Source organism: Agarivorans aestuarii (assembly GCF_019670125.1).
Classification (GTDB): Bacteria; Pseudomonadota; Gammaproteobacteria; order Enterobacterales; family Celerinatantimonadaceae; genus Agarivorans; species Agarivorans aestuarii.
Genome location: NZ_AP023033.1, coordinates 121,128 through 136,650 on the forward strand (window position 1 = coordinate 121,128; position 15,523 = coordinate 136,650).

Sequence of the window (15,523 nt, forward strand, 5' to 3'; positions counted from 1 at the left end):
TTATGTCTTACGTAAAACCCGCTGAATTCGTTCAAACCATGATCGATGCCGGTGAAAGCAAAGTATTTATGTCTACTCGCGATACCATTGTGCGCGGCATTATGGCTGGTGCAATTTTAGCGATTGCAGTAGCTGTAGCTATTACCGCAGCAGTGCAAACCGGTATGCCTATTGTGGGTGCTTTAGTATTCCCAGTTGGTTTTTGTATTTTGAACCTTATGGGTTTTGACCTACTAACTGGTGTATTTGCATTAGCGCCATTGTCGCTGTTTGAAAAACGCCAAGGTGTCACCGCCAAAGGTGTGCTTCGTAACTGGCTATTAGTGGGTTTAGGTAACCTTATTGGTGCGGTATCGGTAGCATTTTTGGTTGCCTTAACCTTTACCATGAACTTTAGTGTTGAGCCTGGCGCAGTAGGCCAAGCCTTTGTTAAAGCTTCAACAGCCCGTACTTTAGGCTTTGCCGAGCATGGCTTAAACGGTTGGATTACGGTGTTTGTTAAAGGCATCTTGTGTAACTGGATGGTGTGTTTAGGTGTAGTTGGCGCAATGACCTCTAAAACCGTTGGCGGTAAAGTATTGGCGATGTGGTTCCCAATCTTCATCTTCTTTGGTTTGGTATTTGAACACGCCGTAGTAAACATGTACCTATTCCCATTAGGCATGATGTTAGGTGCTGAATTTACTATCACCGATTGGTTAGTATGGAACCAAATTCCAGTTACTCTTGGTAACTTGGTTGGTGGCTTATTGGTAACTGGCCTAAGCCTTTATGTTACTCACGGTAAAACCTTGCCACAACGTAAAGCTGCTTAAGCACAATACACAGTAGTTTTACCGCAAAATGATAACCCCTTGCTGTTGCTAGGGGTTTTTTTGTATTTGAAGCTTATGAACTGATACTCTACGGTTTTGGCCTTAAGGCCCGTTACACTAAATATAATATTCGCTCTACCGAGTAATAAGGAAACAGACGATGCCCCACTCTTCTTCTACCGCTATTAACGAGCTGGGTTTTGTTTCGCTGGTTGGTGCAGGGCCTGGTGATCCAGACTTGCTTACCGTAAAGGCGGTGAAGCGCATCCGCACAGCCGATGTCATTGTATTTGACCGTTTGGTGTCGCAAGAGATCCTCGATTTAGCTTCGCCTACCGCAGAGATGGTGTACGTTGGCAAAAAGCTTGATCATCACTTTGTACCGCAAGATGAAATTAACCAAATCTTGGTAGACCAAGCCAAGTTAGGCAAACACGTGGTTAGGCTAAAGGGCGGCGACCCGTTTATTTTTGGCCGTGGCGGTGAAGAGTTGCAATCATTAGCAGCCGAAAACTTAGCTTTTGAAGTGGTGCCTGGCATTACTGCTGCGGTGGGTTGTACCGCCTATGCGGGTATTCCACTCACTCATCGTGACCATGCGCAAAGTGTGCAATTTATTACTGGCCATTTAAAACAACATGGTGAAGATATTGATTGGCCTTCCTTAGCGCATTCTAATCACACCTTGGTGTTTTATATGGGCCTTAAGCAGTGCCCAACCATTCAGGCAAATCTGATTAAAAATGGCTTAGCCGATACCACTCCTTGTGCCATCATTGAGCGTGGTGCCACGCCGCAGCAACGCGTTTTAACCGGCAGTTTAGCTGAACTACCAGAGTTGGCGCAGCAAGCCGAAAGCCCGTCTTTAATTGTTGTAGGCAGCGTTACAGAGTTGCACAAAGAGCTGGCTTGGTTCGCGCCAGAGTCGGTTTAGCTTAATCCGTGAAAAGCTTGGTCATATTAAATAGGGTGATTAAAGGGAAGTTAGTGCTTGGATAAGTTTGATCAAAAAATTGTCGCTATGTTAGTGGCCAATGCGCGTACTCCGGTGAGTCAAATTGCTCGACAGGTAAACCTTTCGCGTTCGGCCACCGCCGAGCGCATCGCCAATTTAGAGAGCAGTGGGCAGATCAGTGGCTATCACGCTAGCTTGGGCACCCATAGCGAGCAAGCGCCGATTGCTGCGCATTTAGAGCTTCGCTACAAAGAGCACAACTGTGAAGCTTATGCAGAGATTATGCGTGGCATTCCGGAGATTAAACGCTGTCAGGCCATATCTGGCGACGTTGATATGTTGCTGTACGTTGAAGTGGCCTCAATGGCTCGACTAGAAGACATTCGTTTGCAGCTAGAGCAAATGGAAAAAATGGTGATGGTGCGCACACACATGGTGCTTAGGGAAATGTTTAGTCGCTAAGGGTGGCAATGGATCAAGTTATTATCGGCTTTCAATTAGACAACGAGCGCCATTGGATCGCTCGGTTAGCTTGTGGCCACTATCAACACGTACGCCATCAACCTCCTTGGCAAAACCGCCCTTGGGTCACTAGCTATCAAGGTCGCGCTAGCATGTTAGGTAAAGAGCTCACTTGTGTAAAATGCCTCGAAAACGCCCCCCGCGATTGGAATTAATAAATAATTCAAGCCTGTAGATCTATTTTTATTCACCGCCCGTTTTATAAGTAATTTTTAAAACTGGCGTGGGTAGATATGCAACTAGCCTCTAGCTTAAATCGCAGATATATTTTTTTACTTAGCCTTCTGGCTGGCATGTGGGGCTGTTCTAGCGCTGAGATATCCAGCTATGCAAGTAACCAACCTGCCTTAGTGCTGGAAGACTTTTTTGATGGCCAGCTAAGTGCTCACGGCATAGTGAAAAACCGCAGTGGCGAGCTCATCCGCTATTTTAATGTTGAGATCACTGCTAGCTGGGATGAAACGGGCGTGGGCACCCTTGATGAGCACTTCATTTTTGACGATGGCGAAAAGCAGCAACGTATTTGGACCTTGAGCAAACAAGCTGATGGTAGTTTTCTTGCTCGTGCTAACGATGTTAGCCAACCGGCGCAGATGCACCTCTCTGGTAATGCCTTGTTTATGGACTATGTGCTCACTTTGCAATATAAAGGCAAACCGCTAGATGTTGCGGTTGAAGACAAAATGTATTTAGTGAATCCAAATACCATTGTGAACGAGTCAGTGATGCGAAAGTTTGGATTTAAAGTGGGCTCGGTAAGCCTAGTGATTCAAAAGCAGTCTTAGTTTGCCTTCACACAAACGTAAGCTAAACAACGCCTCAGCTGTTAAAGCCAGGCAAACTGGGCTAGGTATGTAGTAAGCAATTTAAATATTAAGAGAGAGCTCTATGAGCAATGTGTCTAAAACCAATGTTTCTAACTTAGCGCCACTGGCCAATAGTTTTAAGTTAGATCCCGCGCTAATTACTATCACCAACTTACGTTTACGGACTTATATTGGTTTTAACGAAGAAGAGCTCAGTAAGCAGCAAGATGTAGTCATTAATGCTGAAATTCGCTACCAAGCGACTCAAGCTTGTGAAGCCGATAGTGAAGATTTAGCACTCAATTACAAAGTAATTACCAAGGCGATGATTGCTCATGTAGAGCAAGGTCATTTTCGCTTACTGGAAAAATTGTGTGCAGACTTGCTAACCCTAGCTATGGATGAGCCGCGGGTGATTAATGCCAGCATTACCGTAGATAAACCCCATGCCTTGCGATTTGCTGACTCGGTATCGGTGACCTTATCGGGCTCGCGTAATGCCGAGTAAATCAGCCAAAAGCAGCGCTCCGGTATTAATTACCGGAGGTACTCAGCGTTTAGGTTTGGCGATTGCCGAAGACTTATTACAGCAAGGTTATCCGGTGATTGTGACTTACCGTCGCGACAAACCAGCGGTACAGGCCTTACGCGACAAAGGCGCAGATTGCGTGAAAGCCGATTTTAGTGATGAGCAGAGCATTAGCCAGTTTATTGGCTATGTTTTAGCCAACTACCAAGCATTGCGAGCGCTGATTCACAATGCTTCACAGTGGCTAAATAACATGGCTCTAGATAATCAACATCAGCTGATGCAAACGATGTGGAGTGTGCATGTGAGCGCGCCTTATCAGCTTAATCTGGCCTTTGAAGAGTTATTAAAGAACCAAGCAGAGCAGCCAGCTGGCGACATTATTCATATGACCGATTATGTCGCAGAAAAAGGCAGCAGCAAGCACATTGCTTATGCCGCCAGCAAAGCGGCTTTGGCTAATTTAACCCATTCTTTTGCTGCTAAACTTGCACCAGCGGTAAAAGTGAATAGTATTGCGCCCTCGTTGCTAATGTTTAACCAAGATGATCAGCCTGAATATCGGGCCAAAGCCTTGGCTAAATCTTTAATGGGGCTTGAGCCGGGAGCGGGTGAAGCAGTAGCCGCAGTGAACTACTTGCTGGCTAGTCAATACATAACCGGTCGTACCATCGGCTTAGACGGTGGGCGCCATCTGGTCTAGGGTTAATAGTGTTGTTAACTAAACCGTAGCGGGTGAACCAAGAAACTATCTAAAGGAAGTGATTATGAAAGTAGCGTTAGCTGAAAAACAATTTAGAAAAGACGCTTGCTTGTCACCAGAGGCAATTCAAGTACGCCAAGCGTTGATTGAGAAAGGGATTGAAACCCCCTTAGTGGATAATCAATTAAGCAATGAGCAGAAGTACAATAAAATTAAAGCCTCTTTGACTGATGTAGTGGCTACCTTGGGTTTAGATTTAAGCGACGATAGCTTGGCCGAAACCCCGCACCGTATTGCAAAAATGTTTGTCGATGAAGTGTTCTCGGGCTTAGATTATTCGCGTTTCCCGAAAATAAGCATCATTGAAAATAAAATGGCAGTAGAGGAGATGGTTAAGATTTCAGATATTGCCTTCACTAGTACCTGTGAGCACCATTTTGTGACCATTGATGGCTTAGCTAAAGTGGCTTACATCCCCAAAGATAACATTATTGGTTTATCTAAAATTAACCGCATAGTGAGGTTCTTTGCGCAGCGGCCACAGGTGCAAGAGCGATTAACTCAGCAAATCTTGGTCGCCTTGCAAAGCCTGCTAGGTACTGACGACGTAGCCGTTACTATGGATGCCACTCATTTTTGCGTAAAAGCACGAGGAGTTATGGATGCGAGCTCAAGCACCCAAACATCGGCTTATGGTGGCAAATTCAAATCGAGTAAGTCTGCTCGCAGAGAGTTTCTAGGTTAATTAAAAGCCCAGCATGTAGCTGGGCTTCTTGATTGCTTATTTGTTACCAGACGATGCGGGTTTAGGTTTCGCGAAACGGCGGCTGGTTTTATTGGTTCCACCTTCGGTATGGCGACGATTTTTACCCACCGGTTTATTGCCCCGTGAGTTTTCGCTCGAGCGTTGACCATCGCGATGCCCGTTGCGGTGCTGTTTTGGTTTCTTCGGCTTTTTCGGTTTAATTGGCTTACCACTTAACGTGGTTGCTGGCAAAAGCGTTGCAGGCTCAAACCCTTCCATTTCCTTACGTTCTAAAAGCTTGCCAGTTAAGTGTTCAATACCGCTTAAATCAGCAATTTCATCGGCACAAACTAATGAAATGGCCTGGCCAGTAGAGCCTGCGCGACCGGTTCGGCCGATGCGGTGAACATAGTCTTCAGCTACGTTAGGTAAATCAAAGTTAACCACTTGTGGTAGTTGATCAATATCTAAACCACGCGCTGCGATGTCGGTGGCCACTAGTACGCGTACTTCACCACTTTTAAAATTTGCCAGTGCGCGGGTTCGAGCGCCTTGGCTTTTATTACCATGGATAGCCGCCGCAGTAATTTGACTATGTTCGAGGTGTTTAGCCAAACGGTTGGCACCGTGCTTGGTGCGGCTAAATACCAATACTTGCTGCCACTTATTGTCATGAATAAGGCGGGTTAATAAGGCAGATTTTTTTGATTTATCGACCGGTACAATCCATTGGTCTACTGTAGGTGCGGCAGCGTTGGGTGGTGTAACGGAGACTTCTACAGGGTTATTCACTAAGCTTTTAGCTAATGTGCGGATCTCGTTAGAGAAAGTGGCCGAGAACATCAAGGTTTGACGCTGTTTTGGCAGCAAAGCCAAAATCTTTTTAATGTCGTGGATAAAGCCCATGTCTAACATGCGGTCGGCTTCGTCAAATACAATCACTTCTAACTGCTGAAAGCGAAAGGCATTTTGCTGGTAGAGATCTAGCAAGCGACCAGGTGTTGCCACTAATACATCTGCGCCGCGACGCAGCTTTTGCATTTGCGGATTAATTTTCACCCCACCAAATACCACGGTAGAGCTAAGCGCCATGTTTTTACCGTAGGTAGTTACGCTTTCACCCACTTGAGCCGCTAACTCACGGGTTGGGGTAAGCACTAAGGCGCGTACTTGGTTGGCGCGCACTTTTGGCCCCCTACTTAGCAACTCTAGCAGTGGCAAGGTAAAGCCGGCGGTTTTACCGGTGCCGGTTTGCGCGGCGGCCATGATGTCTTTGCCTTCTAGAATCACAGGAATGGCTTTGGCTTGAATAGGTGAGGGCGTGTCGTAACCTTGTGCTGCTACGGCGTCTAATAAAGGTTTAGATAAACCCAGGGAGTCAAAGCTCATAGTTGGTCTCTTGTGATAATAAGTATGGCCGCTAAGTGGCGGGCGTGCAGCTTACAGTAAGTTAGGGTTAAGCGCCAATATTGAGCTAGCAAAAGCGGGCTGCTGAAATCGTGCTAGTCTGAAGGCAATAACGGGTATTAACGATATTTCGTCTGGGAGTCACTTAATGAGTATAGCCGAGCGTTTGCTAGAGCTAGGAATTAGTTTACCTAAACCAACAGGCCCAGCTGCCAGTTATAGTAATTGTGTACAAACAGGCAATTTACTTTATGTCTCGGGGAAGGGGCCGGTTGCCGGTTTACAGGAGCCGCCAAAGGGTAAAATTGGCAGAGAGTTTACTCACCAGCAAGGGGCGCAGTTTGCCCGTTTGGCTGGCTTAGATATTTTAGCGGCAGTGCAGCTACATCTAGGTTCATTAGATAGAGTAAGCCAAGTTGTGAAGTTACAGGGTTTTATCAATGCCACCGAGCAATTTGAGCAACACCCAGCTGTGCTAGATGGCTGCTCTAAATTGATGGTGGAAGTATTTGGTGACAAGGGCTTACATGCCCGCTCTGTGTTTGGTGCTATGTCACTGCGCGCCAATTTGCCGCTGGTGATTGATTCTATTTTCGAGGTGAGTGAATAATGGCTTACGATTTGGAATTGGCTGAAAAAATTCGCCAAGCGCTAGCCAGCCAAGTTGAGTTTAGTGAACGTAAGATGTTTGGTGGCTTGTGCTTTATGGTGGCTGGCCACATGTGTTGTGGCATTGTTGATAAGCAACTCATGGCGCGGGTTGGACCAAATCAATATCAAGACTGCTTACGCTTAGAATTTGCTTCCGAAATGACCTTTACTGGAAAACCAATGAAAGGAATGATCTATGTATCGCTAGAGGGTTTATTTGAGCCTAAGCAACGTGAGCAGTGGTTGCAATATTGCTTTAATTTTGTGCACAGTTTGCCGCCAAAGTAATCTTATTCCACGCAATTTAGTTACCAGAGATGATATGCAACAGTTCCCAATAAAAGCTAAAGATGGCCAAGAATTTTTGCTCAGGCTGCTCAATCAGCAAGATGCAGCGGCATTAGGGGCGTTTTTTGTGGCCTTAAGTGAAGCCAGCCGCAGCCGCTTTGGACCTCATCCTTTGAGCAGTGAGTATGCTCTGCATTTGAGTGAAGCGCTTGCCGATGACAGCGCGCAGCGTTGGGTGATTGCTGATGGTGCCGCAATTGTCGGCTATTTCATCTTTGAGCAGAAAATTTTAGAGCCGGAATACCAGCGCTATTATGTGCAGGGAGTTAGCTTACAAGCTGAACTTGATGTCATACTTGCCCCCTGCATTGCCGATGACTATCAAAACGCTGGGCTTGCCATGGCGGCGATGCAACCCTTGATGGTTGAGTTTAAGCGGCAAGGCGCTCGTAGCTTAGTATTGATGGGGGGAACTCAGCAGAGTAATCATCGCGCGCGACATTTTTATCAACGTTGCGGCTTTGTTGAATATGGCGGTTTTCAAACCGATGTGTATAACATTGATATGCGCCTTATCTTGTAATTAGCAGCCACTTGGGCATAGTAGCGGCATTATTGTTTGAAGAGAGAATGCCATGAAAATTTGGGTTGATGCCGACGCCTGTCCAGTGGTGATTAAAGAGATTTTGTTCCGTGCCGCCGAACGAACCCAAATACCGCTTACGTTAGTGGCCAATCAATATATAAAAACACCACCTTCTAAGGTGATTAGTAGTCTGCAAGTTAGCGCGGGTTTTGATGTGGCCGATAATGAGATTGTTGCGCGGGTAGCTGCTGGCGACTTAGTGATTACCTCGGATATTCCTCTAGCCGATGAAGTGATTACCAAGCAGGCTCAAGCATTAAGCCCAAGAGGCGAGTTATATACTAAAAGTAATATTAAGTCGCGACTCAACATGCGTGATTTCATGGATACTATGCGCTCTAGTGGGGTGCATGCTGGCGGCCCTGCAGCGCTAAGCCAAGCCGACCGCAAAGCCTTTGCCAGCCATTTAGATTCTATTCTCGCCAAACACCAGTCAGCTAAATAAGCCCGCTAATCGAGAAAATAAAAAAGCTTAAGCAAAGGCTTAAGCTTTTGAGTCGTGTAGCTAATAGCTTAATACTTAAAGCGGTTTACTTGAGTCACCATCTGATGGCCCACTTCTAATAAATCTTCGGTGGCTTGTTGCAGTTGTTTGCTGTCTTCACTGAGTGATTGCGCGCCAAGGCTCAAGGATTCCATATCAGCGGTAACCGCGCTAGTAACATTAGATTGCTCTTCACTGGCGCTAGCTATCATGGTGATCATGTCATTTACCGAGTTCATTTCTTGGTTAATTTGTACTAGAGATTCGCCAGTGCCTTCGGCAGATGAGATAGTTTGACTGACCATTTCTTTACCCGCTTGGGTAGCTTGGTAAGAAGTCTCGGCTTGGCTTTGTAAATCACCAATAATCGACTCAATTTCAGAGGTCGATTCGTGAGTTTTACTGGCGAGAGCACGTACTTCGTCGGCAACTACCGCAAACCCTCTGCCAGACTCACCCGCACGGGCCGCTTCAATGGCGGCATTTAAGGCCAGTAAGTTAGTTTGCTCGGCAATGCCTTTAATCACATCTAATACGCTGCCAATGTTGTCACTTACTTGCTTGAGGCTGGTAACTTCATCGGCGGTGCGATCAAGGTTTTTCACTAGCTCGCTCACCTGTGCAATGTTGTCATCAATGGCTTTATGCCCATCCATGGATAATTGGTAAGCTTGCTGGGTGCGAGAAGCGGTGTTCTCCGCATTGCCAGCGATTTCTTTGGTGGCGATGCCTAGCTGTTGCAAGTTGGTTAATGAGGTAGACGTTAGCTCTGTTTGCTCAAAGGTGTTGGCAGTGTTCTTGTCGTTAATTACCCGCACGCTCTCAGATACTAGTTCTAGCTGAGTTGCGGCCTCTGCCATATCTTGAACAATACTTTGTACGGTTTCGATAAAGCTATTGAAGTTGTGGCCAAGTTGGCCAATTTCATCTTCACTGGTTACGGGAATGCGCGCGGTTAAATCTCCATCACCTTGAGCGATGCCCGCCAGTACGCTATTCACGTTAGCGAGTGGCGCAATAATTACTTTACGTAGCGCCAGAATAAGCAGTACGATAATTAGTGCAGTCATCAGCACAATGGTAAGGACGTCTTCGCTTAACTCACTGCTCAGGGCACTGTTTATCGCCTGTTTGGTGACGCCAATTTCGATGGTGCCAAGTGGTTTACCATCCCAATCTAGTTCAATGCTAATGGTTTCATCTGGGCTAAAACCAGAGTCGTGATTTTCAGCCATTAGCTTGCCACGCTGATCACTCACTTTAATGCCTGCAATCATCGGTTCATCGATAAAGGCATCAATGGTGGCTTTTATCACGTCGAGGTCATAAACAAACACCGGCTCTTTTAGAATGATGCTCATTTGTTTGGTGAGGGCCACCTTGTCGTTCTCATATTGCTGGTTTAACGAAGCGCTGCTAAGCCAATACAATGCGCTGATGACAATGACCCCAGATACAAGAATAACAATAACAAGTAGGGAGGCGAGTTTTGCGGTAATTGTTTTCATATAATTATTGTCCAGCCAGTGGGTCAAACCAAAACTTCTGCGGAATGGCATTCACTTTATCGGTAAGGTAGGGGTTTTCTAAATCAAAAATGGTGCGTTTTTCTAGTTTGCCTAGCTCCAAGGCATTCTTCACATCTGGGTCGTTAAGGAACATTTTTTGATAACTGCCATCTTCAAACATTTGATAAAGAATATCGTTGAGGTGTTTGGCTAAGCTTTGATTGTCTTTTTTTACAAAAAAGAAAAACGGCATTTTGTAGCGCAGCATGACATAGCTATCTACTGTGAGATTATATTTTGCTTCGCGCTTCACTTCGCTCCACGGCTCGAAAATACCGCGCGGAAAGTAATCACAACGATCTGCTTCTAGCATCGCAAAAATATTGCCATAGCCTAAACTTTTAGCCACTTTAATACCGTTAGCTTCAAGAATGGCCGTATCGGCCCACAACTTACCTTGGCAAGGAATATACTGGCGCATTTGTGCAAAGCTGGTCACTTGCTTGAAGGTGTCACTTTTACCTTGCTCAACAATGCCTAGGCGCATGCCTAAGGTGCCACGATAGAGGGGGAAGTAAACCGCATTTTGTTGTTGCTCGCGGTCGGCTGAGGTAGCTGTCCAAAATAGATCCAGTACTCCATCATTTAAATCGGCAACGGTTTTAGCAAAGGAGATTTCCCCAGCATCGCCATAGGGGTAACCCACCGAGTCATAAATATTGCTGCGTTTTACTATTTCTTTAGCTAGAACAAACGGCAGCGTTTCTGCATTGGGTGAGCCCGGGATGTTTAAGGTTTTGGCAGAACATATTGATGATAAAAATATCACCAAAAAGAGAATCTTTTGCATATAGCCTCCATGCTTTTGTATAGCTTAGATAGGGGTTCGGGTGAGGTATACGATAAGCTTTTAAAGTGTGACTCAGATCTAATTTATAATTCTTTGATGACTATTTGTTGAGCAATGTAACAAGAATTAATCATTGCTTGTTAACTTAGTAAGTGATTGAAGATTTTAGTGATTATTGAGGTAAGTAAATGGGCAAGCAATTTAGTGCAATGATTCCACCGCACATCGAGTTTATCGCAGAGCAAAAAATGTTTTTTGTAGCAACCGCTGCGGCCGAGGGAAAAGTGAATTTGTCACCAAAGGGCATGGACTCATTTCGAGTGCTTAATCAGCAGCAAGTGGTTTGGCTCAACTTAACCGGCAGTGGCAACGAAACCGCTGCACATCTAAAACAAAACTCACGTATGACCATTATGTTTTGTGCTTTTGAAGGCAAACCGGTCATTTTACGATTATATGGTCAAGCCAAAGCCATTCACCGTGGCGATGCAGAGTGGCAGCAATACATTGAGTTATTTTCCGAGCAACAAGGCGCAAGGCAATTGTATTTGCTAGATATTGATATGGTGCAAAGCTCCTGCGGTATGTCGGTTCCCCTGTATGACTTTGTGTCACAGCGCGATGATTTGGCTAACTGGGCCAGCAAACAAGGGGAGCAGGGTATCCATCAATATTGGGCTAAGAAAAATCAACATAGCTTAGATGGTGTTGCTACCGATATCTTGAGTCTGTCTGGACTCGCGCAGGAAGCTGAAAATTAGTTTGAGCTATAACTATTTTCTAATTACTTATTTAGATCTTTATGTGGCGCATTAATGTCTAAAAGTGGTGAGGCGTCGATAGATTGGGCGTCCATCATGGATGCAATATGCTGCAAAGAGGACAAAATTTGCGTTTTTTCCCAGTCTTGTAAGCTTTCAAAACGTTGAATAAATTCTTCATGTAGTAGTGGCGGTACTGTTGTGAGAATACCAATACCTTGCTCGGTGAGCCGCGGGTTAACAATACGTCGATCGCTTGCGCTGCGAATTCGCTCAATCAATTGGCGCTCTTCTAAACGATTCAAAATAGTCGTAACCGTAGCCTGGCTTAGTGATACCTCATCAGAGAGGTGCTTCACTGTTACGGTTCCTAAATCTTGTATTGCCCTTAATACCATAACTTGCGGAATGGTTAATCCACAGGCTTTCACAATCCGTTTAGATTGTAGATCGGTGGCGCGAATAATTTTTCGCAAAGAAATGAGAACGTCTTGCCAGTAAGCAGGTTTTTGCATGAGTGGTAGCGGGCCAAATTGGTTTTTTCTGGAGTATATCCCATACTTAAGGCGCAGGGTATACACAGCAGTTAATTTGAACTCTAATTATTTGAAGTGTATGATTCTAGGCGCTAAGAAAGCACTCAAAGGGAAGGATAGGGATATGAAGTTAAGATACGCAGCACTGCTTTTGGTGAGCGGTTTTGCTCAAGCAGAAGACAGCTGTGGCAGTGTTACCATTGCCGACATGAACTGGAGCTCTGCAACAGTTATTGCCAATGTAGATAAATTTATTTTAGAACATGGCTACGGCTGTGATGCTGAATTGGTGCCTGGGGACACTATGCCAACCACCGTCTCTATGATGGAAAAAGGCGAACCAGACATTGCCCCTGAGTTATGGACTAACTCTGCCAAAGAAACCTTAGAGCGTGGCGTAGCCGAAAAACGCTTACGTTTTGCCGGTAAGTCATTATCTGACGGCGGCGAAGAAGGTTTTTGGGTTCCTCAGTACTTGGTTGACCAATACCCAGAAATTGCCACTATCGAAGGTGTTAAAAAGCACGCTAAACTATTTGTTCACCCAGAAAGCAAAGAGCTTTCAGGCTTCTTCGGCTGTCCAGCAGGCTGGAACTGCCAAATCTCTGCAAACAATTTATTTGAAGCTTTAGAGCTTGAGAAATCAGGTTTTGAACTGATTGATCCAGGCTCAGGTGCTGGTTTGTCGGGTTCTATTGCTAAAGCTTACACTCGCGAGCAAGGCTGGTTTGGTTACTATTGGGCGCCAACCGCAGTACTGGGTAAATACAAAATGGTAAAAGTAGATACCGGTAATGGTATCGACGAGCAAGAGTTCTTAACTTGTACTACCCAAGAAGATTGTGAAAATCCAAAAGTAACCATGTACCCACCTTCGGCGGTGCATTCGGTAACTACTGAGGAATTTGCTAGCAAAGCCCCAGCTGCTTATGAATACATCACTAAGCGTTCATTTACCAATGCACAAATGAACGAACTATTGGCATGGATGGAAGATAACCAAGCCGATGGTGATGCAGCCATGTACCACTACCTAAGTGAAAATCCAGATAGCTGGAAGGCTTGGGTGCCGGAAGATGTTGCCGCTAAGGTAAGTAAAGCCCTAGCCAGTATGTAGTTTGAGTTAAAAAAAGGCCAACCTTAGGTTGGCCTTTCGCGTTTTTATATAGAGGTAGTTAGTTATGGCGGATTCGTCATGGTTGGAACGTTTTCCACAAATGAGTCGAGCCGATCTCACCGTTATTCGTAAGTCTTTAGATGGTGCATATCGTGATTTTTCCCGAGAGTATGGTGAAGCCATCGAATCGTTTTTCGATCCCCTTCTGCAATTTTTGGTTTGGTTTGAAAAACTGCTGATCACCACGCCTTGGTGGTTGGTATTGATTGTTTGTGCAGGCTTAGTGTACTTAGCCAGTCGCTCTTGGAAGCTAGTGATTGGCTCTGTCGTCTCGCTGCTGCTAGTGGGCTACTTTGGCATGTGGGAGGATATGATGCGAACCATGAGCATTATTACCGTGTGTACCATGCTGGCGATTGCCTTGGGCATACCCATTGGCATCATTATGGCGCGCTCCAATCGCGCTCAAGCGATCATTACCCCTATGCTTGATGTTATGCAGACGCTGCCCGCTTTTGTATATTTGATTCCGGTAGTGATGCTACTAGGCATTGGCAAAATCCCAGGTGTAATCGCGGTAGTTATTTACGGTATTCCCCCGGTGATTCGTTTGACCAACCTAGGTATTCGATTAGTAGATAAAGAAGTGCTCGAAGCTGCCACCGCCTATGGTGCTAGCGGCTGGCAACGTTTATTTGGGGTGCAAATGCCACTAGCGATGCCCACCATTATGGCGGGTATTAACCAAACCATTATGATGGCTCTTTCGATGGTAGTTATTGCCTCGATGATTGGCGTTAAAGGTTTAGGCCAGCCAGTATTAAAATCAATTACTAACCAATATTTCACCTTGGGTTTGCTTAACGGTTTAGCCATTGTTGCTTTAGCTATTATTTTTGACCGTGTGTCGCAAGCCTATGCCAAGCGCACCCAAGCTCACCTTCAAGGATTAAAGCATGACTGAGCCGCTCGTTAAAATTCAGGGCTTGTACAAGCTATTTGGTGAAAACCCGAAGCAGGTTATGTCACGGGTGAAAGCTGGAGAAAGCAAAGACAAAATCTTAGCTGATACTGGCCATACGTTGGGTCTAAAAGACATTAATCTTGAGATTCAACAGGGTGAGATTTACGTAATTATGGGCTTGTCGGGCTCTGGTAAATCAACGCTTATTCGTCACTTCAATCGCTTAATTGACCCTACCGAAGGGGTGATTAGTATTGAAGGCACCGACGTGATGAAGCTAAGCTCTAAAGAGTTACAAGATTTTCGTCGTCATAAAATGTCGATGGTATTCCAACGCTTTGGCCTAATGCCACATCGCACGGTAATTGAAAACGTCGCTTATGGCCTCACCGTACAAGGTGTAGCAAAAGAGCAGCGCTTGGCTAAAGCCCAAGAGTGGTTGGATACTGTAGGCTTAAATGGTTACGCACAGCAGTACCCAGCGCAATTATCTGGTGGGCAACAGCAGCGAGTTGGGTTGGCCCGCGCCTTAGCTACCGATGCTGAAATTTTGCTGATGGACGAAGCCTTTTCAGCTCTGGATCCACTGATTCGCAGTGAAATGCAGGATCAGCTGATTGAGCTGCAAGAAACTTTGCATAAAACCATTATCTTCATTACTCATGATTTGGATGAAGCACTGCGCTTGGGCGACAAAATTGCCATTCTTAAAGACGGTGAGGTAGTGCAGCAAGGTACACCAGACGATATTCTGTTGCACCCTGCCACCGATTACGTTGAAGCATTTGTTAAAGACGTAAACCGTGCGCGAGCCTTGACTGTTGAAACAGTGATGCAGCCTCCTGCTCGCCGGATTACTGCTGACACTATTGGTGAAGCATTGCAGCAGATGAAGAAAATTAAAGGTGACTACGCCTACCACGTAACCGAGGAAGGTTTCCAAGGTATCGTAACCCAAGATTCCTTGGAAGAAGCGTCTTTGAACAAGGCTGATGAGCAGTTTGAATCCTGTGAATATCAAGATGTGCCAACGGTTTCTCCTGATGCGATCATTGAGAGTGTGCTTACCGAGAGTTTAGAAACGGAGTTTTCTTTACCGGTGGTGGATGAAGACGGCAACCTTAAGGGTGAATTGACCCGTAGCTCAGTGGCTGAAGTATTTGCTGAACCAGAGGCTGAAGAGGAAACAGCAAACGCTGCCTCGAAATAATAATGTCAAATAGCCTTGTTAGAGTC

Annotated in this window: 20 protein-coding genes; 16 read left to right on the plus strand and 4 right to left on the minus strand. The window is 45.5% G+C overall.

All coding sequences use genetic code 11. The annotated features are described in order from the left end of the window. Window positions 1–2 precede the first annotated feature (2 nt). The 8 genes from K5609_RS00575 to folE all read left to right on the plus strand — a co-directional run bounded on the left by K5609_RS00575 (window position 3) and on the right by folE (window position 5,075). Window positions 3–815, plus strand: a complete 813-nt coding sequence (locus K5609_RS00575; protein WP_016399990.1) for a formate/nitrite transporter family protein — start codon at window positions 3–5, stop codon at window positions 813–815. Window positions 816–975: 160 nt separating this feature from the next. Next, complete coding sequence (cobA, locus tag K5609_RS00580; protein ID WP_221075526.1) at window positions 976–1,749, plus strand: uroporphyrinogen-III C-methyltransferase; 774 nt, start codon at window positions 976–978, stop codon at window positions 1,747–1,749. A 57-nt stretch (window positions 1,750–1,806) separates the two neighbouring features. Beyond that, window positions 1,807–2,232, plus strand: a complete 426-nt coding sequence (locus K5609_RS00585; protein ID WP_016399988.1) for an Lrp/AsnC family transcriptional regulator — start codon at window positions 1,807–1,809, stop codon at window positions 2,230–2,232. Between the two features lie 8 nt (window positions 2,233–2,240). Next, window positions 2,241–2,447, plus strand: a complete 207-nt coding sequence (locus K5609_RS00590) for a DUF3565 domain-containing protein (protein WP_221075527.1) — start codon at window positions 2,241–2,243, stop codon at window positions 2,445–2,447. A gap of 78 nt (window positions 2,448–2,525) precedes the next feature. Further along, entirely contained in the window at window positions 2,526–3,077 is a 552-nt protein-coding gene (locus tag K5609_RS00595) for a DUF3833 domain-containing protein (protein ID WP_221075528.1), read from the plus strand. Between the two features lie 103 nt (window positions 3,078–3,180). Next, the gene (gene folX / locus K5609_RS00600) at window positions 3,181–3,606 is read left to right on the plus strand and encodes a dihydroneopterin triphosphate 2'-epimerase (protein WP_221075529.1); all 426 of its coding nucleotides are present in this window, start codon (window positions 3,181–3,183) and stop codon (window positions 3,604–3,606) included. After that, window positions 3,596–4,330 (plus strand): dihydromonapterin reductase, encoded by a 735-nt coding sequence (gene folM / locus K5609_RS00605; protein ID WP_221075530.1) that lies wholly within the window; start codon window positions 3,596–3,598, stop codon window positions 4,328–4,330. Before folX ends, folM begins: the two co-directional genes overlap by 11 nt. A gap of 64 nt (window positions 4,331–4,394) precedes the next feature. Further along, window positions 4,395–5,075 (plus strand): GTP cyclohydrolase I FolE, encoded by a 681-nt coding sequence (gene folE, locus K5609_RS00610; protein ID WP_221075531.1) that lies wholly within the window; start codon window positions 4,395–4,397, stop codon window positions 5,073–5,075. A gap of 36 nt (window positions 5,076–5,111) precedes the next feature. Here the strand turns inward: folE and K5609_RS00615 are convergent, their stop codons facing one another. Further along, on the minus strand, window positions 5,112–6,464 hold the full coding sequence (locus K5609_RS00615) for a DEAD/DEAH box helicase (RefSeq protein WP_221075532.1): 1,353 nt from the start codon (window positions 6,462–6,464) through the stop codon (window positions 5,112–5,114). 166 nt (window positions 6,465–6,630) lie between these two features. On the opposite strand from K5609_RS00615, the gene K5609_RS00620 reads away from it, so the two are divergent. Genes K5609_RS00620 through K5609_RS00635 form a run of 4 tightly spaced genes read left to right on the plus strand, consistent with a single transcriptional unit; the run spans window position 6,631 to window position 8,512 of the window. Next, window positions 6,631–7,092: a RidA family protein gene (locus K5609_RS00620; protein WP_221075533.1), complete on the plus strand. Its 462-nt coding sequence runs from the start codon at window positions 6,631–6,633 to the stop codon at window positions 7,090–7,092. Continuing rightward, window positions 7,092–7,421 (plus strand): TfoX/Sxy family protein, encoded by a 330-nt coding sequence (locus K5609_RS00625; protein WP_221075534.1) that lies wholly within the window; start codon window positions 7,092–7,094, stop codon window positions 7,419–7,421. Before K5609_RS00620 ends, K5609_RS00625 begins: the two co-directional genes overlap by 1 nt. Before the next feature lie 34 nt (window positions 7,422–7,455). Next, a complete protein-coding gene (locus tag K5609_RS00630) occupies window positions 7,456–8,004 on the plus strand; it encodes a GNAT family N-acetyltransferase (RefSeq protein WP_221075535.1) in 549 nt (182 codons plus the stop codon). A 52-nt stretch (window positions 8,005–8,056) separates the two neighbouring features. After that, a complete protein-coding gene (locus tag K5609_RS00635; protein ID WP_221075536.1) occupies window positions 8,057–8,512 on the plus strand; it encodes a YaiI/YqxD family protein in 456 nt (151 codons plus the stop codon). Between the two features lie 68 nt (window positions 8,513–8,580). On the opposite strand, the gene K5609_RS00640 is transcribed toward K5609_RS00635, so the two are convergent. Together K5609_RS00640 and K5609_RS00645 are read right to left on the minus strand one after the other, a co-directional pair. Then, on the minus strand, window positions 8,581–10,059 hold the full coding sequence (locus tag K5609_RS00640) for a methyl-accepting chemotaxis protein (protein ID WP_221075537.1): 1,479 nt from the start codon (window positions 10,057–10,059) through the stop codon (window positions 8,581–8,583). 4 nt (window positions 10,060–10,063) lie between these two features. Continuing rightward, window positions 10,064–10,909, minus strand: coding sequence for a type 2 periplasmic-binding domain-containing protein (locus K5609_RS00645; protein ID WP_221075538.1), 846 nt, complete (start codon window positions 10,907–10,909; stop codon window positions 10,064–10,066). A gap of 188 nt (window positions 10,910–11,097) precedes the next feature. Here K5609_RS00645 and K5609_RS00650 point away from each other — a divergent pair, with 188 nt between their 5' ends. Beyond that, window positions 11,098–11,670: a pyridoxamine 5'-phosphate oxidase family protein gene (locus K5609_RS00650; RefSeq protein ID WP_246611921.1), complete on the plus strand. Its 573-nt coding sequence runs from the start codon at window positions 11,098–11,100 to the stop codon at window positions 11,668–11,670. A gap of 23 nt (window positions 11,671–11,693) precedes the next feature. Here K5609_RS00650 and K5609_RS00655 read toward each other — a convergent pair whose 3' ends face one another. After that, window positions 11,694–12,185 carry a MarR family winged helix-turn-helix transcriptional regulator gene (locus K5609_RS00655; protein ID WP_221075539.1) on the minus strand — a complete coding sequence of 164 codons (492 nt, stop codon included), beginning with the start codon at window positions 12,183–12,185 and terminating at the stop codon, window positions 11,694–11,696. 145 nt (window positions 12,186–12,330) lie between these two features. Here K5609_RS00655 and K5609_RS00660 point away from each other — a divergent pair, with 145 nt between their 5' ends. From K5609_RS00660 to K5609_RS00670, 3 genes are all read left to right on the plus strand, one after another. Beyond that, window positions 12,331–13,323, plus strand: coding sequence for an ABC transporter substrate-binding protein (locus K5609_RS00660; protein WP_221075540.1), 993 nt, complete (start codon window positions 12,331–12,333; stop codon window positions 13,321–13,323). A 64-nt stretch (window positions 13,324–13,387) separates the two neighbouring features. Then, window positions 13,388–14,287 carry an ABC transporter permease gene (locus K5609_RS00665; protein WP_221075541.1) on the plus strand — a complete coding sequence of 300 codons (900 nt, stop codon included), beginning with the start codon at window positions 13,388–13,390 and terminating at the stop codon, window positions 14,285–14,287. Continuing rightward, window positions 14,280–15,497, plus strand: coding sequence for a quaternary amine ABC transporter ATP-binding protein (locus tag K5609_RS00670; RefSeq protein ID WP_221075542.1), 1,218 nt, complete (start codon window positions 14,280–14,282; stop codon window positions 15,495–15,497). Before K5609_RS00665 ends, K5609_RS00670 begins: the two co-directional genes overlap by 8 nt. Window positions 15,498–15,523: the final 26 nt, after the last annotated feature.